The organism is Nostoc sp. C117 (assembly GCF_043099735.1).
Lineage (GTDB): Bacteria > Cyanobacteriota > Cyanobacteriia > Cyanobacteriales > Nostocaceae > Nostoc.
Genome location: NZ_CP170991.1, coordinates 5,677,242 through 5,700,941, shown reverse-complemented (window position 1 = coordinate 5,700,941; position 23,700 = coordinate 5,677,242). Strand labels below are relative to the sequence as shown.

Sequence of the window (23,700 nt, the reverse complement as noted above, 5' to 3'; positions counted from 1 at the left end):
ATCTTTTTTAAACAAAAATTCAGAACTTATACGGATATGATTCAGTATGAAAAATCTTAAAATAAGACACCAATACTGAATTTATCAAAATCATGTGGACTATAGCAACCTACTTGAGTCATGAAATACTTATAAAAGTAAAGTCTGTGAATAATAACCTGTTTGTTATGTGACTGAATTAGTAGCAATATTTCTGCCATTTTACTATCTTCTTTTTAAGAATCTTGATTTAGATTGCTTTGCTATATACCAAATGTATTTGCACTTATTCACATATCTTTTTAGCATTATATATAGCTAGCATAGGTTTTTCAAAGGTTGGCTTTTTAATAAAAGGAACAAAATATGCCCCATCAGGAAGTTCTTTCCAATAACTTAGTAAATGAATTTAAAATTTGTACTCAGCTGCAATACAATGGCAAATTAAATATTAAAAGTTCAAAGGGCAGTCAATGGACTTTTTATTATCGCCTTGGACGCATAGTTTGGGCAACAGGGGGAACTCATCCTTTCCGACGCTGGCGTAGAAACATGACTCAAAATTGTCCCCAAATTGATGTTGATAAGTTGCAGTTACGCTTGCAAGATGTCTCAATGGATTATTGGGATTATCGCCTGATAGAAATCTTACATAAAAAACAGAAAATCCAGAGAGAACAAATTCAATCTATTGCTGAAAACACCATAACAGAAATATTATTTGACCTAGCTTTGCAAGCAAATTTTGCTTCTATTACTTGCAATCGCAATCAAGAAGTTATTTTAGAAACACCAATGAGTTTCACGAGTGCAGAAATGTCTGTAAAGCATATGCAAGACTCGTGGAAAAGTTGGTCAGAAGCTGGTTTAGCAAATTTTTCTCCTGACTTGGCACCTATTCTGCGGCGACCAGAACAACTTCAGCAGATGGTAAGTCCACCTGTATACAAAAACTTTGTCAATTTAATCAATGGCAAATTCACTCTGCGAGATTTAGCCATGAGAATGAAGCAGAGTGTACTACCACTAACTCGCTCGTTACTTCCATATATCCTTAAGGGAATCATTGAATTGGTGGAAGTGCCTGATTTGCCATTAGGAGTTGCTGAAGTTAACAATAACTCTACCGCCACACAAGCAAAGAAGCGGACTGCTCCATTAGTAGCTTGCGTTGATGATAGCCCTCAGGTATGTAAAATGCTAGAGCATATTATCACTTCCAATGGATTGAGATTTGTCAAGATTCAAGATGCTGTACAAGCTCTACCAACCCTCATTCAGGATAAACCAGACCTGATTTTCTTGGATTTGATTATGCCAGTCGCCAGTGGTTACGAAATTTGTACTCAATTACGACGAATATCTGCTTTCTCCAACACCCCAATAATTATATTAACAGGCAGTGATGGTCTTTTAGATAGAGTTCGTGCCAAGGTAGTTGGTTCTACAGATTTTCTCACAAAACCTGTAGTAGCTGATAAGGTAATGAGTATAGTCAAAAAGTATTTACCTACATCGAATATATCTATAGATAAAAATAAATCGAATGTAGAGGTTTTTAATCAGCAAATTAGTAATTTTTCTTGATCGTCAATCATCAGCTAATCTGATTAAACTAAAAATTTGATTTATCAAGATTAAAGTGTTAAGAGCTAATAGCCATAACCGAAATCATTACAAACTAGAGAATTTTGTACGTCGTTAAAAATTAACTTATTGCTGTGATCGGGAAAAAGTCAGAATCCAAAAATTAGATTATAAAATTAGGTGCGCTTGAAAGTACACCTAATTTTTTTGGCCAATAGACTCCTTTATTCATCAACTAGCTCCATATATAATTCATGGGAATTCTCACTTATAAATTGTTAATTTATAAAAATATTTAGGATTTAAAAAATACTGTTAAATTACGTTTCTTACGTACTTTTTCTGAGGTTGATATATAAAGCTTGAACCAAAATTATATAAATACAAGTTATTGTATTTATAGCAATCCTATTTGAGTTGTGAAATATTAGTTATGGCAAAGGGGTTAGGGTGTCAGTCTCTATCTAGTCTCTTCCATATCTTTATTCACGAATTTTTGAGGGTTTGTATATCTAATTTTGCTTTATAGTTCTAGTTTTTTAGATTGTTAGAAAGATTTAAAAGGTGATGACCATGAATACTGTTTTAGTTGTTGAAGATGGCTTAACTGACATGGAAATAATCAGCCGTTACTTGCAACAGGCAGGTTATTCTGTGATTAGCGCCACAAGTAGCGAAGAGGCTCAAGAGAAAATAGATCGAAATAAACCAGACCTAATATTTCTCGACGTAATTTTACCAGGTAAAAGTGGCTTTGAAATTTGTCGAGAACTGAAAAATAACCCAAATACTAGCAAAATTCCTGTAGTTTTTTGTTCTACAAAAAATAGCGATGTAGATAAAATCTGGGGTAATATGTTAGGCGCTGAAGGCTATTTGTCAAAGCCAATTGATCGAGAAGAATTAGTATTAATTCTGAAGCGATTAATGAATAACTAATTCTCAATAAAAGTCACTATTGTCAATGCTAAGCCTATTGAAGATGAAATAATTATTGCCAAGATTGGCTAACACATTATGAATTATAAAGGAACACTAACTTTGGAAAACAAGCAAAAATTTTTAAGCTTTCATTTGGGAGTCAGAGATACAGCTGTCATTTCATTAGAACACATCACAGAAGTGTTGCAAGTATCATTACCAGAAATATGCGGAATTCCTCAGATGCCAAGTTGCGTCTTAGGTATCTATAACTGGCGTGGTGAGATGCTTTGGTTAGTAGATTTAGAAGCAATGTTAGGTTATCCTCCAATTTCACAAGGATCAAATTTACTCTCAAAAATGATGGCGATTGTTTTGCAAAAAGAGAGTAAGTATTTGGGTCTATTGGTACGACAACTTATGGATATCGAATGGTTAGATACTAAGCAAATAAAACCTCCAGCTAGCGAATTATTTTATCCTAAAATGTCACCTTTTTTGCAGGGATACTTTATTAATGATGCAAAAGAGATGATGTTTAATTTGGATGCAATGACAATCATCCAATCCAAAATGTGGGAACTTCATAATTGAATATTTGGTAATATTTAAATACCAAATTGATTTTAAGTTACAAGTATTGAATTATTACTGATTAGCAAAATTTGAGGTTTTTCAAATGACATTTTTGTATCAAAATAACCATGAGAGTGAGCATCTAATTTCTGAGGTAAAAAATCAGAATGGTAGTCCTAATCTAGCAAGCCTTGCTAGTGATGAAATATCTTTATTAACTGCAATTTCCCAAGAATTTAAGATTTGGCGGCGGCAGTTGCAAGATATCACAAATTATATGCGTCAGTCCCCAGATATTGATACTCTACTCAAAATTACTGTAACACAAATTAGAGAAAAAATTGGTTGCGATCGCGCTTTAATTTATCAGTTTACTTCCTTAGAGTCAGGTCATGTTTTAGCAGAATCAAGAACACTAGGTTGGACACCAACTTTAGGTGAAAATATTCCAGGGATTCTTTTTGGCTTATATACCAATCAAGACTATTTAGAATCTGTAGCTATTGACGATATTAATCAGATACAACTTAGCCCCCATCAAAAGCAGCTGCTAGATAAATTTCAGGTCAAAGCTAGTTTGAGTTTACCAATTTTAGTCAAAGGTAAAGTCTGGGGCTTATTAGCAGTAAATAATTGCTCTTATCCACGGCAATGGCAAGAGGTAGAAATTAGCTTACTGTCTCAAATTACAACAGAATTGACCTACAAATTGCAGAGCTTTGAATTTCAAAAAGAACTGCACCAACAGGCACTAGCAAAAAAATCAGTTGCCAAAGTCATTGATAAGATTTTGCGGATCTCAAATGTTGATAAGCTTTTCCAAACAATCACTCAAGAAATCCGGCAATTATTAAAATGCGATCGCGTCGGTGTTTATCGCTTTAAACCTGACTGGAGTGGCGAGTTTGTTTATGAATCAGTAGGCAATGGCTGGATTAGAATGGTAGGTCCTGATTTTAAAATGGTCTGGGAAGATACCCACTTACAAGAGACCCAAGGAGGACGTTATGCCAAGGGTGAAAGTTTTGTAGTCCAGGACATTTATCAAACAGGTCATGCTCAATGTCACATTGATATCTTAGAGCAGTTTGAAATGAAGGCTTACATCATTGCACCAATATTTTCTGGAGAAAAATTATGGGGCTTACTGGGAGCTTATCAGAACTCTGGACCTCGTGATTGGCAACCTTGGGAAGAAAGCTTTTTAACGCAGATTGGCTTGCAGTTTGGTGTCGCTATCTCACAAGGAGAATATCTCGAACAAGTGCAGATGAAATCTGAACAACTGGCTCAGATAATTGAACAAGATAAAACTGTAACTAAGATAGTCAATCGCATTCGACAATCATTAGATATAGAAAGCGTTTTTAAAACAACTACTCAAGAAGTACGGCAATTACTGCGATGCGATCGCGTTGTAGTTTTTCGCTTCAATCCTGACTGGAGTGGTGAATTTGTCGCTGAGTCAGTAGGTAACACTTGGACAAAATTAGTAGGGCCTGATATTAGAACTATCTGGGCAGATACCTACATGCAAGAACATCAGGGTGGCCGATATACCAGAGGTGAAAGCTTTGTTGCTAATGACATCTATCAAGTAGGTCATTCTCCTTGCCATGTTGAGATGTTAGAGCAGTTTGAGGTTAGAGGCTATGTGATTGTTCCTGTATTTTGTGGAGAAAAGTTGTGGGGATTGTTAGCAGCTTATCAAAACTCTGGACCTCGTGATTGGCAACCTTGGGAAGTAACCTTTTTAATTCAGATTGGTTTGCAATTTGGTGTAGCAATATCACAAGCAGAATATCTGGAACAAGTGCGGGTAAAATCTCAACAATTGGTTGAATTTGCCGAACGAGAAAAATCAGTTACCAAAATAGTTAACCGCATTCGACAATCCTTAGATGTCGAAGAAATCTTTAAAACAACTACTCAAGAAGTACGACAATTACTGAGATGCGATCGCGTCGCTGTTTATCGCTTCCATCCAGATTGGAGTGGCGAATTTGTCTCTGAATCAGTCGGTCATACTTGGGTAAAATTGGTAGGTCCTGATATCAAAACTGTTTGGGAAGATACTCATTTACAAGAAACTCAAGGAGGTCGATATGCCCAAGGGGAAAACTTTGTTGTAAATGATATCTACAAGGCGGGTCATTTTCCCTGCCACATTGAGATGTTAGAACAGTTTGAAGTCAAAGCTTATATCATTGTTCCTGTATTTGCTGGAGAACAATTATGGGGCTTACTGGCGGCTTATCAAAATTCGGGAACTCGTGACTGGGAAGAGTCACAAGTCAGTTTGTTGGCACGTATTGGTAGCCAGTTAGGACTAGCATTACAACAGACTGAATATCTGCAACAACTACAAGCGCAGTCAACAAAATTAGCAGAAGCAGCAGAACGGGAAAAGGCTGCAAAGGAATTACTCCAACAGCGATCGATTCAACTTCTAACAGCCCTGAGACCTGCCCTCAACGGCAATTTGACAGTACGCGCACCCATTACAGAAGACGAGCTAGGCACCATCGCGGACGCTTACAATAATACCTTGCAAGCACTCCGGCAAATCGTTATTCAGGTACAGTCAGCAGCCCAACAAGTTGCCCAAACTTCCAGCAATAGTGACGCTTCACTAGCAGGACTGACCAATTTAGCGCAACATCAGTCTGAAGAAATTACCGCAGCTTTAGGCGAAATTCAACAAATGGTGGACTCTACTCAAGCTGTGGTGGCGAACGCCCAGTTAGTTCAAGTAGCAGTGCAGCAAGCCAATAAAACTGTAGAATCTGGCGATACCGCCATGAACTTGACTGTAAAAGCAATCCAAGGAATTCGTGAAACCGTCGCCCAAACCAGCAAAAAGATTAAACGCCTCAGCGAATCATCGCAGAAAATCTCCAAAGTGGTGAATTTGATTGGTAATTTTGCCACACAGACAAACGTACTCGCTTTGAATGCAGCCATTGAAGCCACCCGTGCCGGTGAATATGGCAAAGGCTTTGCAGTGGTAGCTGATGAAGTCCGTTCTTTATCTCGCCAGTCAGCAGCAGCAACCATTGAAATTGAAAAATTAGTCCAGGAGATTCAAGCAGAAACCGGGGAAGTTGCAGTCGCAATGGAAACTGGCATTCAGCAGGTGGTGGAAGGCACGAATTTAGTTAGTGATACTCGCCAAAACTTAAACGCGATCGTTTCTGCAACTGCCGAAATTAGTCAGCTAATTGAGCGAATTACCGCAGCCACTCAAAAACAAATGACACAATCTGTAACAGTCACCGCATCAATGCAAGATGTTGCAGAGATTGCTAATAAAACTTTTGCAGAATCTCAGGAAATTGCTGCTGTGTTCCAAGACCTATCAACAATGGCACAAGATCTGCTAACAACTTCTAGTAAGTTTAAAGTGAATTAATTAGGGAATAGGGAGTGGAGAGTGGGGAATAGAACAAATAGGGAATAGGGAATTTGCATCTTAGCCATTCCCGACTCCCAACTCCCAACTCCTAACTCCCAATTCTTAACTCCCGACTCCCCACTCCCCACTTCCTCATTATGATTACTGACAATTCGATTCGTGAGCAAGGATACATATATTTTTTGGCAGAAGCTCCAGAATTAGTGCAAATTATTGAACAAGAAATATTTAGCTTATCAGAAGGATATAGTACTGCCAAAATTCATAACTTAATGCGGGCTACTCATACACTTAAAGGTGGTGCTGCTAATGTTGGGCTAGAAGTAATTAAGATGATAGCCCATTTTTTAGAAGATGTATTTAATGCTCTATATAATCCAAGTGTGGTAATTGATGCCGAATTACAAACACTTTTACTACAAGGGTATGAGTGCCTTAGCATAGCATTAAATACCGAATTAGTAGGAAGTACTGTTAATGATGAAGAACTACTTCAGCGGGCGACTTCAGTCTTTACAGAATTGCAAGAAAAATTAGGTGATGCATTTGGCGCTGAGGCTCATATTCCCACTTCAGAGGAATTAGGTTTTGATATTGTCCAGTCTGTTTTTGAAGTAGGAGTACAGCAACGTATAAACAGTATTGCTGAAGCTGTAAATAATCCACCCAATAATGATGAGTTTATTTATTTTTTACAATCTCAAGCTGAGGTATTTATCGGTTTAGCAGAATCTCTAAATTTACCTGGATTGGGAGAAATCGCCAAAACAATTGTGTTAGCATTGCAAGCAAACTCAACCCAAGCGCAGCAGATTGCAGAAATTGCCCTTGCAGATTTACAACAATCACAACAATTAGTGTTAGCAGGCGATCGCACGTCTGGGGGAGAACCTTCTCCAGATTTGCAAAAACTCGCTACAGTGGGAAATAATGACTTAGCTGAAGAATTAGACAATAATTCATTCACCGAAAGTTGGATCGTAAATGAAGAAGAATTCTACCAGTTTTTGACCACATCGGAAAATACGAAAAACGAATCGGTTAATCCAGCAACAGCCAAGTTTTATTTAAAAATAATTCGCTATATTTTCGGCTGGTTTAATCACCACATGGAAATACCAGAATCAGAACTCAGCTTAACCTTACTAGTTCCTAAATTAGAAAGAGAAAATCTACTTAATTATATTGAAAAATGGCTAAAAAAGTTTCTAGATTTTGTTAAAGATAAAGGAGATAGCGAAAGTCTTTGCATTTATCGACACGGGATTATTCTGATTATTTTATTCGCTGTTACCAAATTTCAATATTCTGTTAATCAAGCTGAGAGTTATCTTTGGGTAATTAAAATTTTACAGAATAAGATTCATAGATTAGCAAAGGATTATCAAAATTATCCGCCAGTGAATGGCAAAGAAAAAAATTGGCTTGATAGCCCAAAATTACAAAAACTACTAGTTGTGAAAAAGATATCTGAATCTGCATCTTCTGAAACAAGTAATAACCTATTAGAAACAATCTGGGGTGAAGAAGTAATCCCAAATATTGCTGCTGAAGTTGTGACGAATCAGACTGTTGATTATTCAGAAAAGCTTAATTCATTAACTCTTAACGAGCAGTTAGTTGTAGATATTTCTGAGGGTGGGAAACAAATTCAAGAGAAATCAGAGCATTTTCAAGCTCAAAATTCTCGCCAACTTTCATTTATTCGAGTAGATACGGAGAGACTGCAACACCTGAATTATCTAGCAGGAGAATCATTAATTTACCAAAAGCGGCGGACTTTGCAGGATGAACAAATCAAAGAAATAATTGAGCAATTAGTACAGCAACTAACCAGACATCAAACAAGTTTAAATCAATTACGTGATTTGCCATTACAAATGCAAAATTTTAGTTCTCAACAAACGCAAAATTTTGCAGTTAAATTTGACTCTTTAGAAATGGATGTATATACCGAATTCCACTTGACATTGCATGAATCAATAGAAGAAACTCTGCAACTACAAGAAACTACAGAGTCTCTTGATTTGCTTTTGGCACAAGCTACTCAAACTAATGACAAAAAAGAAAATCTAACTCTTAATATTATCAATAATTTAGTAGAAGCACGAATGTTGCCTTTGGGCAATATCCTGAATCGCTTTCCGCACATGGTAGATAAGTTAGCCCATGTTTATAGCAAACTTGTGGAATTGAAACTTACAGGTAGCGAAGTGCTAGTAGATAAAGCGATCGCTGAAAAACTTTACGATCCCTTGTTACACTTAGTACGTAATGCTTTTGATCACGGGATTGAACCTCCACACATTCGCCGGGAATTTGGCAAACCAGAACAAGGTTTAATCGAAATCTGCGCCTATCATCAGGGTAATCACACTGTTATAGAAATTCGGGATGATGGACAGGGATTAAATTTAGAAAGTATTCGTCGGAAAGCGGTTGAACTTTATCACATACAAAGTGAAGAAAAAGCTAGAAATTATGCTTCTAGTCTGGGTAAATCCGAACTTTTAGATCTGATATTTTTGCCAGGATTTTCTACTGCTAATAAAGTGAGCGAAATATCTGGGCGTGGTATGGGTTTAGATATTGTGCGTACTCAAATGCAAGCACTCAATGGCTCAGTTTCAGTTGATTTTTTACCGAACCAAGGAACAATATTCATACTCAAAATTCCTTTTTCTATGACTACACAAAAACTCATGCTAGTTCAAGCCAAAGGTGTTGTTTATGCCTTGCTTTTGGACAGTATCGAAAAAATATTGATTCCCTCTCAAGAGGAGATCAAAGAAATTGAAGGAAAAAAAGTTTTGCATTGGAATACAGACAAAGATGAAACGATGGTCAGCCTTCGTCAACTTTCAGAGTTGATTGATTATAATGGCTCATTCTTTAATAGTTCTACCTCATACACCACTTCAAAAACTCCCGAGGCAAGCATAACAAAAAATCCAGTACTTTTGCTACGGCGGAAGCAAGGTAAGTTTGCTTTAGAAGTTGAACAAATACTTGGTGAACAAGAACTGGTAATCAGACCTTTAGGAAATGCGATCGCTCCACCAAAATATATCTATGGTTGTAGTAGTTTACCTAACGGTAACCTTATCTTAGTGATTGATGCTTCATTGCTAGTAGAGTCTAGCGATATCCGACAAACAACACTTGATATCATCCCGCTACCAACAGTTTGTTCCTCAGATCAAACAGCTTTAGCGATATCCGCAGAAACTTTTTCATCGACACCAGTACTAACTGTATCTAATTCCACAACTACTATAGAAAGCAAACCCACCTATTATCAAGAGCCAAACATTAAATCACTAAAAGTTGTTTTAGTAGTAGATGATGCAATTAGTCTCCGCCAAACTCTTTCTCTGACTCTGCACAAATCTGGCTATCAAGTAATACAAGCACAAAATGGTGTAGAAGCTCTAGAAAAATTGCAGCTACATCCAGAAATTGAAATTGTGATTTCCGATTTAGAAATGCCAAGAATGAATGGTTTTGAGTTATTGAGTAATTTTCGTCAACATCCAAATTTAGCCAAAATACCTGTAGTAATTCTCACTTCTCGCAGTGCTGAAAAACATCGACAGCTTGCCAAAGAATTAGGCGCAAAGGCATATTTGACGAAGCCTTATTTAGAGCATGAGTTTCTCTCAATAATTCAGGGTTTAATTAATAGTAATGCGGATGATTTAAATCATTTAGTTATGGCAGCGAATCATTGAGGAAAAATGCAGAATTTATGCTATTTGAGATTGGGTGAGAAGATAACCGTTGTCTCACTGTCGTTAGATGCTCTTATTAATAGATGAGCGATCGCTATTGTTAGCGTTTGGGTGTAGCTTCACCATACTTAATTAAAAAGGCGATCGCAATACTTACAACTAAAATTAATGTCATACTCAAAGCTGAACCAAATCCCCAATTTTGAGTAGCTCCAAGAAATTGGTTGTAAATTAATCGTGCTGCCGTCATACTAGAAGCACCACCCAGCAATTCTGGGTCGATAAAATCCCCCAAACCTGTGATAAATACAAGCATAGAACCAGCAGCAATTCCCGGAAGAATTTGGGGTACAGTTACTTGCAAAAAACCTTCCACCGGATTTGCACCTAAATCTGCTGCTGCTTCTAACAAACGCTTATCTAGCTTTTCGAGGGAGGCATACAAAATTAAAACCATATAGGGTAATAAGCTGTAACTCATGCCAATCAATACAGCCGGACTTCTATTCAGTAATTCCAAAGTAGGTAAGCCAAAATTGCTTAGCAAACTATTCAATAAACCAGTGGGACGAAGAATTGTAATCCAAGCATAAGAACGAAGTAATGAAGAAGTCCATAAAGGCAAAACAAAGCCTAATACCAACAAATTTCGCCAAGGTTTTGGTGCTATCTGAGCAATCCAATAGGCCACAGGAAAACCCAAAATTAAACAAATGATTGTAGTGCCAAATGCTAACAATAGCGATCGCACAATTACTTGCATATAAAGCGGATCAAATATTCGGATATAGTTTTTCAATCCATTGGGATTAACCAAATCTCCTGGTCGAATATCTGCAACAAAACTTAACTCAAAAATTATTAAACTTGGCAACACTAATAAAAGTAATAACCAAATTCCTGAGGGTGCAAGTAATACTAAAGGCTGAAGCCAGTTAGGTCGAGGACGATGTACTTTTTCTATTTCAGAAACATCATTGTTTTCAATATTTATCACTTTTAACTCCTAATTTGGGAAATTTTACATTTTAGATTTAAATAATAGTCTAAAGTCCAAAAGTGAATTAGCTACTAGTTAATTGAGTCCAATAGCGATCGTAAACATCTTCAAATTCTCCTACAGGAGTTATCCGTTCACAATTGGCTAAAAGAGATTCTGAGGGAAACAAATTAGGGTTGTTTTGAATTCTTTTTGGCAATTGCTCGAATCCGGCGCTATTAGGCGTAGCAATATTCAGGCGTTGAGTGATTTGCGCTGCTACTTCTGGCTGCAAAATCATATTAATCCAAGCATAGGCTCCAGCTAAATTGGGGGCTGTTTTAGGAATTACAATAGTGTCTGTCCATAATGAAGAACCGCTCCGAGGAATCACATATTTGAGTTTAGGATTTTCTTTAGAGATTTTCACCGCATCTGCTGAATAACACATTGCTAATACTAAATCTCCTGCAAGAATTTGATTTTGCCAAGCATCTGTGTCAAAAGCCGCGATCGCAGGTTTTAACTGTTTCAATTTATCATAAGCTTGTTTGATTTCTTTTTCATTTTTGGAATTATAAGAATAACCTAGCATTCTTAATACTGCACCCATCACCTCTCGCACATCATTAAGCAATGTCATCTGCTTATTAAGTTTTTCTTGGTTTCGCCAAAGGTAATCCCAGTCTTCTGGAGGTTCTGAGATTTTTTCAGAATTGTAAAGTAAACCTGTTGTCCCCCAGTTAAAAGGGATACTGTAGCGGTTATTGGGGTCATAAATAGGATCGTGAAATCGGGGAAATAAATTCTCTAGACCAATTAAGCGATCGTGATTTATTTCTCTTAATAAACCTTTGTTTACCATTTTCTGCACCATATAATCAGATGGGTAGATAATGCTGTAAGCGCTACCACCTCCAGCTTGCAATTTAGCCAACATTACATCGTTAGAATCATACACATCCGCCAGCACTTTCATGCCAGTTTGAGCTATAAAAGTTTTTAGTAATTGTTTGTCAGTATATTGTGTCCAGGTATAAATATAAAGCTGGTCACGTTTCTCGGAAGTACTATAATTAGCACGTACTTGGCCGAGCCTCCAACCGCAACTCGTTAAAGACAAGCTAGAAAGTGCTGCTACCCTTTTTAAAAATTGGCGTCTGTTAGTCATTAAGTTAATAGTCAAAATTTAATGCTGTTGTGCGATCTTGTCGATTGATAATACATATGGATTTAATTGGACTCTTCGTATAGCAATACTAGATCATTCGTCAAAAAAAATATCTCCGAATTGTTCAAGAAAGAAGTCGGAAGTTTGTAACTTTAAATTCTCACAAATAAAATAAGATTGCCATAGTTAATTTCAACATTAGCTTAAGTATATGTACTTGTGCAACTGTTAATAATTTACCATTATCCACTAGTGGTCTGTCGCATTAATTTTGCGGGGTTTGTAATGAGCGATTTATCGCTCAATTTTAAGTACTGAAGTGCTTACTATAAACTTTTATAATCCTTCAAAACTTTTGCGACAGACCACTAGTTTAATCCACGATTTTGAATATTTCTAATCTAGCTGGAGTTAATAAAAATTAACAATTTGACTGATGGAATTTTCAGACTCCAAGAATTTAGCAAGCTCTTCGGGCAGAGGACAAAAATTGTATTTTCTTCCTTCTGCTCTCTGCCTCTCTTCGCTAAAATTAGCTACTCCTTAGTTATTTGACCCAGTTTTGCAAGAAGTAGATAGGATGCAAGGAATTTTAGTCTCTACTATTCAAAAGTTAAAGTCTTGATTTCCCCTCCTGCCTCTTTCTGTGCAGGGGTTTTCGGACTTAACGGGAAAAGTCAGGTTATGTATCTAATAAGTAAGTACAATAGCGATCGCGCCCGTTTTGTTTGGCATTGTACAGTGCTTTATCAGCTGAAGCGATGAGTGTATCTGGCTTGATGTCAGAAGTGGGTATGACAGAAGTAATACCCAAACTAAGTGTGACGATATCTTTCATATCAGACTGTGCATGGGGAATGGCCTGAGCGTGAATTGCTTGCTGAATACTTTGTGCTACTTTGGTTACTCCTGGTAAGTCAGTATTAGGCAGAAGTACCAAAAATTCTTCTCCTCCGTAACGCGCTACTAGATCGGCAGGACGATGAACAATCTGTTGTAGTATTTGCGCTATCTTAATTAGACAATCATCGCCTCCAAGATGACCATAGTAGTCGTTGTAGGATTTGAATTTATCAACGTCACATAAAATGAGTGACAGGGGTTGTTGTTCTCGTGCAAGGCGTTTCCATTCTATTTGCAGTCGTCCATCAAAGCAGCGCCGATTAGCTACCTGAGTCAAACCATCTATATTTACTAGTTGTTCTAGTTTCTGGTTTGCATCCTGGAGAGCTAATTCAATTTGTTTACGTCCAGTAATATCGCGTATGGTAATAGCAAAACCATCACTTAGCTTTACTGCCACAAAGTGATACCAGCAATAATTTCCTAATGGATGGTAAAAATCCCGTTTCAAAGGTTCGCCCGTTTCAACGACATTAACAAAGTGATTGAAGAGTTCTGGTTCTAGAGGGGCTAATACTTTTTTAAGTAGCAATTTACTGATCGTATCTTCACAGCTACTGCCGAAGACTCTGGCAATGAGAGAGTTGACAACTAAGCAACGGAAATCCTCAATGTCCCCGGTTACGGGGTTGCGGACAGCTTGCATAGCAGCAATACCATCGAGTGAACTATTCAAAACGCTGGCTAGCATTGCCTTAGACTGATACAGGATCTCTTCTGTTTCCCTGCGCTTAATATTTTCTTCTTCTAGAAGCCGTTGCTGGCGTTGAATAGTTAACTGATTTTCTATACGCGCTACAACTTCTTCCATCTGAAAGGGTTTGGTGATGTAGTCAATGCCCCCTGACTCAAAGGCGGTGACTTTATCGAAAACATCATCTAAAGCACTAATGAAAATGACGGGAATGGTGCGTAGAACTTCATCAGCTTTGAGAGTTCTACAGACTTGATAGCCATCCATTTCTGGCATCATGATATCTAAAAGAATTATATCTGGTCGCTTCGCTTTTACTGTTTTCAGTGCCATCCGCCCACTGATAACGCTGCGAACTATGTAGCCGAGTTTGATCAGAGAATCGCTTAATAATTGTAAATTTTCAGGAATATCGTCTACTAGGAGAATATTACCTTTATTTTCTTTGTGATGATCAAGATTCATTGCTGATTAGGGGTTCCGCTAAATCAATCAACTCCTCAAATTTAAGTTACCAAGTAAATTTTGTCAGTAACTGGATCGAACAATTAGGGGTTCTACTAAATCAACTAATTGTTCAAATTCAAATGTACGGACAAGTTTTGTTACAGATTTAATTAAAAAAGTTTCCGTTTTCGGAATTTCTCTAATTAATTCGATGACAAGATTAGTATTTGCTTCTAAAGCAGCTTCATGGAATTGATTAATCCATTCTTGAGACATACAAATTAGATGGTTGGATGTTAAAGAATTTTCTTCTGTATATTCCGAATTTGAATAATTATTTTCTTCAGCCAATATATATTTGACACCTAGATGTTTCGTCAGTGTATCAAAAATAGTGTGTTCTGCAAAAGGTTTACGCATAAAGTCATCACATCCGGCTGAAAGGACGATCGCTTTTTCTTCTTCTAAAACACTCGCCGTTAAAGCTATCACCGCCGTAGCATTGCCTTTGGTAGTAGACTTGATGTATTTTGTGGCTTCGTAACCGTCCATAACAGGCATTCGCATATCCATCAAAATCAGGTGCGGTTCCCATTCATCCCAAATAGCGATCGCTTCTTTACCGTTACTTGCTTCTTTGATCTCAAACCCTAAGGGTTCTAAAAGTTTAATGAGTAATTGACGATTAATCAGCTTATCATCTACTGCTAATAGCTTATATATCTGTTGTCCTGGTACAAGTCCTAACACTTGAGGATGTTCTTCTAAAGTATTACTTTTGCTTTCTTGACCTAATTTAGCTTGAATATAAAATTTAAATTCTGTTCCTTTTCCTAATTCACTTTCAACATAAATATCGCCTCCCATTGACTGGATGAACTTGCGACTAATTGCTAAACCTAAACCTGTTCCTTCTTGGGAATCTTTCCCGGCTTGTCCTTGAGAAAAAGCATTAAATAGTTTGGGCAATTCTGCTGTTGCAATACCCACTCCTGTATCACGCACTTGAAAATCAAGAATGAAAATATCTGTGGTTTCTTCACTCCTATTATTTACTCTTAAACTGATTATTCCTTCTCGGGTAAATTTGATGGCATTACTAATTAGATTAATTAACACTTGCCGGAGTTTTAATTCATCAGTGCAAATATAACGAGGTACATTTTCACTGCGTTGAAATATTAAATTTAGCCCTTGATTACTTGCTCGTAAATAAAGCATATCTTCTAAATCATCAAGCAAGCTATACAAATCAAAATCGCTGGAATTAAGCATGTTTTTACCTGCTTCTAATTTAGATAAATCGAGAATATTATTAATTAGAGTCAGCAGGTAATCACCACTACGATAGATAATGCCAGCATTTTCGTAGTGTTCTGATGGTAAGTTTTTAGCACGCAACATTAATTGAGAAAAACCCATAACTGCATTGAGAGGCGATCGCAATTCATGACTCATGTTGGCAATAAAAGAACTTTTAGCCTGATTAGCAACTTCAGCTTTTTCTTTAGCAATTACTAACTCTGCTGTTCTCTCCTCTACCCGTTGTTCCAAAGTTTCAAAAGATGTTTGCAACTGAAGTGCCATTTTGTTAAACGATTTTGCCAGTTGACCTATTTCATCTTTTGAGCTAATTTTGGCACGGATATCTAAGTTACCTGCGGTAAACTGCAAAACTGTATTGGTAACGTAAATTATTGGCTTTGTTAGTACTTGCCCAATGGCAAAAGCGATGATTGTTACTAATCCAGCGATCAATGCAAATAGAAACATTGCATCACGAATTTGCTTTTCTACAGGCGCTAGGGCAACCACAAGCGGCTGGGCAAACAACACAGACCAAGGTTTATATTTTAAACGATCGATCGCAATCAGATTAACCTGATTACCTGTTGCTTCTAAAGTTCCAATTAAATACGACTTGTTCCGATCCAATGCTTGCTTCAATTTTGACTCATTAGTTGCCAATTCTTTGACAGGTAAATTAGGCAACCGCTCTTCGCTTTGCAGTTGATTTACAACATCGCTAGGCAGAGGTACAATTGATTTAAAAATTAGTTCTGGTGCAGTGCTATGCGCTAGATAAATATTATTTTCATCTAAAAGAATAGCAAAAGATTTTGCCCCAGATCGTTCAGTTTGTCGAGTTACTAACTGCTGCACAACAGTAGCATTATATGAAACACGCAATATACCCAATACATCTCCCTTAGCATTGCGAATCGGACTGCTAAAAAAGAGGGTAATCAGGTCAGGAATTTTCGGCGATCGCTTCATACTAGAAACAAAGGATAACCCAGTTTCCAGCGGTTTTTTAAAATAATCTTCCACTGATTCATCTTTGCCTATGTTCGGTGTATATGTATCCAATACATTTTTCCCGCTTAAGTCGAGCAAAGCATAGGAGAGAACATTGATCATATCTTTGCGACTGAGACGAATTAATGTTTCTGTCGCCAATTGCATTTCGGGGCTGTCATCTCGCTGTTTTGGAGTTAGGCTGAGGTAGCGTGCAAAACCTGGTAAAATCGCCTCTACGCGCACAGAATTGAGATTTGCATCAATAAAGGCATCTATTCTGTTAGCTGTTTCGTTAGCCGCCGCAGATAGGGCTTGTTTTGCATTGTCAGTTAGTGCTTTTTCAGTTGTCTGTTTGTTGATAAATGCCAATAACAGCAATGGCATCAAAGCAACAATGAGAAAGGAGGCAATCAACTTGGTACGGATGCTGCCCAAAAGAGAGTGCTGCATGGCTTTAAACTAGGAGGGAGGGTTCAAGAAGGAAGAATTGAACAAACTTTTTAGTTCAGGAATACGCGTTACATTTCCAGAGCGAATAAAAAAGTCTGCGTATATCTTGGCAGTTTTGTAAATAGAGTTAGGGTTGCTAGATTGAAAAAACTTTTGATTTTCACCTAAATCAGTTAGGTTTACTCCCTCCAGAGAGATTGTATTGCTAGGAATTTTTAACACTTTGCTGATAATAGCGTTTCCTTCCTGAACATTTGCTTTCCAGTAGGTCGTGGCTTGCAGCCATCCTCTGACAAATGCACGAATATCTTCGGGGCGATCGCGGATTGTCTCACCGCGAAAGATAATCATATCTAAAATCAAGCCAGGGGTTTGTTTGCTGGTAAATAGAATATGTCCCCCTGATTTGATCGCCTCAGAGAGATGGGGTTCCCAAGTGTGTCCGGCTTGAATAGCATTATTTTTCAGGCGTTGAGGAATTTCTGAAGCCTCTAATTTAACCAAGTTCACATCATCGCTGGTGAAGTTGGCAGTTTTCAACATCTCAGTCACGAAAACTTCGCTAAAACCGCCTAGATTTGTACCCAGTTTTTTCCCTTTTAAGTCAGCGACGGTTTTAATTTGTGATTGGGCGACTACCACATCTGCTCCTGTTGATTCATCTACAACCATCACGCCTTGTATATCTGGATTTGTGGCACTCAAGTTTATAAAACTTCCCAAGGTTAATATTATGGCATCATACTTACCCGCACTGAAATTTGCTATTTCCAATTGGATGTATTGTTTATGAATTAGTTCCACATCTACCCCTCGGGCTTTGAAGAATCCTTTTTCTTGAGCAATGATGCCTGAATGCTCCCCAACAAAAGATGTAAATTCTACTTTCAAGGGAGGGCGTTTTAATTGGGTCGGTGCTGAAGTATTACAAGCAAATAGCAAAGAGGTGGTAACGAGAAAAAAACTAAGGTATTTGAGTAGTTTAAACATAGAATATTTGATATTTTTTTATCATTGTTAATCAACATTTAAACTAAATAAAGTATCTTTTCAAATTCAAATCGACGGGTAAATTTTGTTAAATATTGGATTAAAAAAGTTTCTGTTTGTGGTGTAGCAGTTCCTAAGACGAGTGAAGTACACCTTAAAACCTCACCCCCAGCCCCACTCCTTAGTAAAGAGAGCGGAGATAAAGCACAGCTTTATCGGGGTGAGGTTAAGCTGTAGGTCAGTTGCTAAGGAAACGCTATATTTTATCAGCATAATCAGTCAAAATGACTATTAATCATGGCAACAATAGTAGATAAAGGTACTTCAGCAAAGTACTTTTGCTGAAATTGTTCTTCGCTGACTGCGGCTAAAAATTGTGCAATAGGAGCATCGGCATTGCTTACAGAGACGCTGCTGGAATTCCAGGTGATTTGCAAATAACGGTCTTCTCTGGTAACTGTGAATCCGCAAGACTTTAAAGCTTTGATTCCTAAAAATAAGGTGCGATCGCTAATTCCAAGTTTTTCTAAAAGTTGTACGCGGGTCACTGGTTGATTGGTACGACTGAGATATTTAGCAATACCTACCAAGGTTCGCCAAATTTCCTTTCCTGGTTGGTGGTTGGGTTTAGACCAAGCGATCGCTAATTGTTGTTGATTATCAACCGTAGTCGTTAAACATCGCCGCAACCACACACGTAAATCATCCCAGTTCGTCGGACAATGTTCGAGAATTAGTGCTGAGTCCCGATCTGTCAGTGTTGTGTATTCTTGATTACGTAAATCTAAAATGAGTGGTGAGTTGTCAGTTGTCAGCGCTGAGTTCTCACTAGGACGCACGGCAATTAATCTAATTTCATAGCGTTTTTTGAAGGTATTGTAGTCTAGTTCAGCAATACAATCACACCTTCCTATGGGTAATTCATCTTTGTAGTGTCCCCACCATATACCAGGAAAGCCACTTCTAGTTGAATTATCCCGAATATTAAACTCGGTTTTAATATACTGTACCTTTTTACCTTGCCAATCCTGTTGATTGCGGTGCCAACCATTTTCAAACCAGCAGTTTTGAATGAGTAATTTAGGAACAGGGTTACCCATTCCACAAGGTTCTAGTAATTTCAGTTCTAAAAATAACTCTTTCCCCAAATCTGCTACAGTTACCACTAAGTCTGCTTGCACCGTTGGCGTGAGGGTTGTACCGCCCAAAGATTGCTGTAATTGCTGATTAATCGCCGCTGTAAATAAAGGAATATTCTCAATTGGCAAACTCAAACCCGCTGCAAAGGGATGTCCGCCAAAACGATGCAACAGATGTGCTTGGTCTTTCACTAACTTATACAAATCGACCGAATTCACCGAACGGGCGGAACCACGGGCTAATAATAGTGCTGAGTTCTGAGTGCTGAGTGCTGTTAGCGGTAGCGGGGCGTTTAGCCCGTGCTGAGTGAGGAGTGAGGAGTGAGGAGTTTTGTTTATCTCCTTGTCCCCCTTGTCCTCCACCCCCTCTGTACTTAACAAAATCGTCGGGCGACCGGTTTCTTGTGCGACTTGTCCAGCAACTAAGCCCAATACACCCGCAGGCCATTGGGCATCTTCTAGAACAATAACGCTGGTGGTTGATAAATCTAATTGAGCCAGTTTTTGTGCGACTTGGGCTTGTACATCTTTCTGCAAAGATTTGCGGCGGGTGTTGGCGAGTTCTGTCACCTCAGCTAATTCGTTACAACGTTTAGCATTGCGACTAGTTAATAATTCGACGCAGAAACTAGCATCACCTTGAATGCGGCTGACGGCGTTGATTCGTGGTCCTAAACCAAAGGAAATATCTGTGGGGCGATCGCCATTTTTCTGGCACAATTCTAATAATCGCCCTACCCCCGGTCGTCGTCGTGCTGTCGGTGGTTGCTGAAAATCTGCTTGCAGTCGTTGAATTCCTAACTGTGCCAAATAACGACAATCTCCACTCAGCTGCACCAAATCGGCAATTAATCCTACCGCGACTAAATCCAATAAATCCTCTAACGGATGTTGGGGAACATGAGGCAAAGTTTGATAAAGTGCTTCCACCAACTTATAAGCTACCGCTACCCCAGAAAGATGAAATAGTTGATGTTCCTTTGGCAGATATCGAGGATTAATAATTGCTGTAACTGGTGGACGTTCTTCGGGTAAGGTGTGATGGTCGGTAACTATGACATCTATACCTAACTGTTTGGCATAAATAATTTCATCAATATTTGTGCTACCCGTATCGCAAGTGACTATTAACTTGCAACCTTGTTTTGCTAAGTTATCAATTCCTTGATGATTCAGTCCGTGGGATTCTTTCAACCGATTGGGAATGTAATAACTTAACTCGATATCTGGGATAAAAAACTCTCCCAATCCATCCCAAAGCACAGCAGTAGAGGTAATGCCATCAGCATCAAAGTCTCCCCAAATGGCAATTTTATCCCGATTATCGCTGGCTTTTTGTAACCGAGCGATCGCCAGATGCATTTCTTGCCCAAACTCAAAGGGACTTGCTGCTTGATAAGCTTTATAGTTAATAAAAGTTGATAATTGTGATTTTTCTTTAATTCCCCGTTGCCACAACAATTGTGCAGCATACAATCCATTCGATGCGGGTGTATGCTGCTTGACCGCTTGGATAAACCACTCTGGCGGTTGTTCTATTGTTGCTAAAATCCACTGTTGTGCTGACATACAAAGCAGGTTAGGAGTTAATAGAAAATGCAGAGAAAAAAAGTAGTCCGAAATTCTGAAAGCTTTACTCCCAATTTCTCAACCGAAAGCGCACTGGCATTTTATCAGACGGAGAAATTAACAGGTTTTGCTGTAATTCTTCCAGAGAAGAACGACCGTTGACTAACTCCCAGTCAAAGTAGTGAAGCAATAATGCTAGCATCAAAGTTGATTCCAGCATTGATAGATGCTCTCCCAAGCAACGATGAAGTCCTGAGCCAAAGTCTATCATTAGCAACGAACTAGTTTCCTTACTCTTGTCTAACCAACGTTCTGGTAGAAATACTTCTGGATTAGCATAGACTTCTGGATCTCTTCCAGCAGCAAGCATTGACCAGGATATTGTTGTACCCCGAGGAATCACTTTACCCTCAATTACAGTGTCGCGTTGAGCTTCCAATGGAGTTGAGCCTGAGGCGACTGAATAAAGGCGCAACGTCTCCTTGATGATTGCGCGAATATAAGCTAATTCCTTGAGGTTTTCTGTATTAATACAGCCTTTGCTTTGCCAAGCTCGATCAACAATATCTCGTGCTTGCTGAAAAACCCGTTGATTTAAGCCCAACTCTCCGACTGCAAAGGATAAAGTATGGGCTGTTGTGTCAGTACCAGCTATTAAAAGTTCAATAGATTCTGCTATTAATGTTTCGCGATCGTATTTTGGTTCTTTAGCAGCGATTTTGGCTAACATTGATTCTCGGAACAAAGGACTGACTTGTGGTAAATCCGTCTGATTTTGTTCTCTCATCTGTAAAGCTAAGTCTACATGAGGAATCAGAAAGTCCCCAAAATATCGCCTTGCTGCCCAATAATCTCGTGAATTCTTACTTGGCAAATATTTCATCCATGTCTTTTCGCCAGTAGCTTGTCGTAGGAAATGATAGCTGAGAATACACATCGCTTCATACATCTTGAGAATTTCCAGGGGTGGTCCTTCATGATTAGTACACTTTCTATCGACAGGAATGCCTAGTACAATAGAGCAAATCACCCTCATTGTTAGTTCTACAAACAGAGGATCTACCTCAACTTCTTTTGCTGGTGGAGCTTTTTTCAGTGTCTCGATTACTTGTTTGCAAGCTTGGCTAATAATTTCAAGATATTTGGAGAGATTAGTAGAAGTAAATTCCGGATTCCAAGCCTTGCGTCGCCACTGCCACTCAGATCCATTTTGACCAAAAAGAATTGGACCGCTAATATCGTTCCAAGCTTTGATCGTTTTCTGGGACCTAACTAGGCTACCATCTCTCATCCCATTTACAATCGTGTCTTCAATGACTTTTGCCTGACTCAAAACCAGAACTGGATGGCTAGTCCAGTAAACATACATTGGACCTAGCTGCTGGCTCCAATCAAACAATAATTGGAAGTATTTCTTCTGTTTGACTGCTGCTAATAATTGTGGAAGATTTCCTAACAACCAGTGTTTGGGAGGAGAAGGAAGTGATTGTAGTGATTTATATCTGTTCTTTTGTTTCCACCAGCGCCAACCAAGTGTTCCAGCTATGCTAGTAACGCCTAAAATTGTCGCTAAATATGGAAAAGAAGAAGAATCAATCTGAGCAGTAATGTCTTGCAACATGAATTCGCCTTTGTCTAGCAAAAACTTTAAATTATTCAGATATTATCTTATTGTTTCACAATTACTTCAGCCTATTTTTATCCTCAATCCCTAATTCGCGCACATAATTTTTTTCAGTTTCGCCAAAGCTAGACATAACTTTATAAGTTGTAATTTAAAAAAGGACTTTATATTACTTTTTAATTTTGCCCGAGAGTCTACAGATATAAGGAATGTGTTTTAGCAATACAATCCTGCGGATAAAATCAAAGTGAAACTTCTTGAATGCTGTCGAGATTTGGCAATGAATCTTTTACTGCTTCTTCTGTGACTTGTGTGCGATCGCACCGCTGAGCAAAATTACAATAATCACAAGTTTTACTTCCTTCCGCCACTTGCGGAAACTGTACATTATTTCGGTAATCTTCCAACCAATGAGTTAACTGACTTAACAGTTGATTAAGTCTTTTGGCTGTTTTTTTATGTTGAGTACTATTGTAATTAAATTTAATATTTTCCGGTTTCCCCTCAGATTGGACAAACCAATAAGTCATAGAAATATTTTCTGGCAAATATGCGCTAGTTTCAGCCAAAACATACATATAAAGCCGTGTTTGCCAGTTTGATTCTAACTTGCGTTTATGAGGTGGTTTCGGATAAGTTTTCCAGTCAAGAATTTGCGCTTGTTGGTTATCTGCAATCAATAAATCATAGACAACCGTCAACAAATAGTCCTGAATTTGCAGAGTTCGGTAGTGTTCGCTTTCACGAAAAGTTTGATTGTCAGGTATATGCGTTAAAATTTCCGAGGCTGCATCAGTAAAACCTAACATCCAGCTTTGCAGTTGAGCATCTGCTTGGAGGAAACTATCAATTGGTAAACCCATTTCTCGCTGCTGCATCAACAGGTGAAAGCGACTACCTAAAGTTTGTCGTTCCTCGTGTTGGGGATTTGTCGGTGAATTGAGTTGTTCTAGGTAAGTGTGCTGGAATTTACGCGGACAAGCTTCAAGTAAGTTAAGTTGTCCTTGAGACAGTCGTAATAGTTGAGTGGGAGTTGATAGCATTTTTCTATTTTAGAAGCGATCGCCCAATGCCCGAATCAGCAAGGCCATCGCCTCGACCGAAAAAAGAGTCAATACTACCAAGGCAAAAATGTAACTGCAAGGCTGTTAATAAAGCTGAAACCCTTAGTAGCAATGGAAGATAGATAACAAAAATAAAAGGTAAAAGGATGAAATTTTTATC

13 protein-coding genes are annotated in these 23,700 nt (G+C 38.2%); 5 read left to right on the top strand and 8 right to left on the bottom strand.

The window, feature by feature from the left end; translation table 11 throughout:
* Positions 1 to 345: 345 nt before the first annotated feature.
* From ACFG4S_RS24615 to ACFG4S_RS24595, 5 genes are all read left to right on the top strand, one after another.
* Positions 346 to 1,566: a response regulator gene (locus ACFG4S_RS24615; protein ID WP_392531564.1), complete on the top strand. Its 1,221-nt coding sequence runs from the start codon at positions 346 to 348 to the stop codon at positions 1,564 to 1,566.
* A gap of 573 nt (positions 1,567 to 2,139) precedes the next feature.
* Positions 2,140 to 2,505, top strand: a complete 366-nt coding sequence (locus ACFG4S_RS24610; RefSeq protein ID WP_392531563.1) for a response regulator transcription factor — start codon at positions 2,140 to 2,142, stop codon at positions 2,503 to 2,505.
* Positions 2,506 to 2,583: 78 nt separating this feature from the next.
* Positions 2,584 to 3,081 (top strand): chemotaxis protein CheW, encoded by a 498-nt coding sequence (locus ACFG4S_RS24605; RefSeq protein ID WP_392531562.1) that lies wholly within the window; start codon positions 2,584 to 2,586, stop codon positions 3,079 to 3,081.
* Between the two features lie 85 nt (positions 3,082 to 3,166).
* Positions 3,167 to 6,475 (top strand): GAF domain-containing protein, encoded by a 3,309-nt coding sequence (locus ACFG4S_RS24600; protein WP_392531561.1) that lies wholly within the window; start codon positions 3,167 to 3,169, stop codon positions 6,473 to 6,475.
* A gap of 140 nt (positions 6,476 to 6,615) precedes the next feature.
* On the top strand, positions 6,616 to 10,209 hold the full coding sequence (locus ACFG4S_RS24595; protein WP_392531560.1) for a response regulator: 3,594 nt from the start codon (positions 6,616 to 6,618) through the stop codon (positions 10,207 to 10,209).
* A gap of 100 nt (positions 10,210 to 10,309) precedes the next feature.
* Here ACFG4S_RS24595 and ACFG4S_RS24590 read toward each other — a convergent pair whose 3' ends face one another.
* The 8 genes from ACFG4S_RS24590 to ACFG4S_RS24555 form a co-directional block, all read right to left on the bottom strand.
* Positions 10,310 to 11,203, bottom strand: coding sequence for an ABC transporter permease (locus tag ACFG4S_RS24590; RefSeq protein WP_392536071.1), 894 nt, complete (start codon positions 11,201 to 11,203; stop codon positions 10,310 to 10,312).
* Positions 11,204 to 11,273: 70 nt separating this feature from the next.
* Positions 11,274 to 12,359: a PotD/PotF family extracellular solute-binding protein gene (locus tag ACFG4S_RS24585; RefSeq protein ID WP_392531559.1), complete on the bottom strand. Its 1,086-nt coding sequence runs from the start codon at positions 12,357 to 12,359 to the stop codon at positions 11,274 to 11,276.
* Between the two features lie 682 nt (positions 12,360 to 13,041).
* Positions 13,042 to 14,421, bottom strand: coding sequence for a diguanylate cyclase domain-containing protein (locus ACFG4S_RS24580; RefSeq protein WP_392531558.1), 1,380 nt, complete (start codon positions 14,419 to 14,421; stop codon positions 13,042 to 13,044).
* 63 nt (positions 14,422 to 14,484) lie between these two features.
* Complete coding sequence (locus ACFG4S_RS24575; RefSeq protein ID WP_392531557.1) at positions 14,485 to 17,154, bottom strand: ATP-binding protein; 2,670 nt, start codon at positions 17,152 to 17,154, stop codon at positions 14,485 to 14,487.
* Between the two features lie 9 nt (positions 17,155 to 17,163).
* The gene (locus ACFG4S_RS24570) at positions 17,164 to 18,144 is read right to left on the bottom strand and encodes an ABC transporter substrate-binding protein (protein WP_392531556.1); all 981 of its coding nucleotides are present in this window, start codon (positions 18,142 to 18,144) and stop codon (positions 17,164 to 17,166) included.
* A gap of 275 nt (positions 18,145 to 18,419) precedes the next feature.
* Positions 18,420 to 20,852, bottom strand: a complete 2,433-nt coding sequence (locus tag ACFG4S_RS24565; RefSeq protein ID WP_392531555.1) for a DHH family phosphoesterase — start codon at positions 20,850 to 20,852, stop codon at positions 18,420 to 18,422.
* Positions 20,853 to 20,916: 64 nt separating this feature from the next.
* On the bottom strand, positions 20,917 to 22,473 hold the full coding sequence (locus ACFG4S_RS24560) for a cytochrome P450 (RefSeq protein ID WP_392531554.1): 1,557 nt from the start codon (positions 22,471 to 22,473) through the stop codon (positions 20,917 to 20,919).
* A gap of 245 nt (positions 22,474 to 22,718) precedes the next feature.
* Positions 22,719 to 23,519, bottom strand: a complete 801-nt coding sequence (locus ACFG4S_RS24555) for a PD-(D/E)XK nuclease family protein (protein WP_392531553.1) — start codon at positions 23,517 to 23,519, stop codon at positions 22,719 to 22,721.
* Positions 23,520 to 23,700 lie beyond the last annotated feature (181 nt).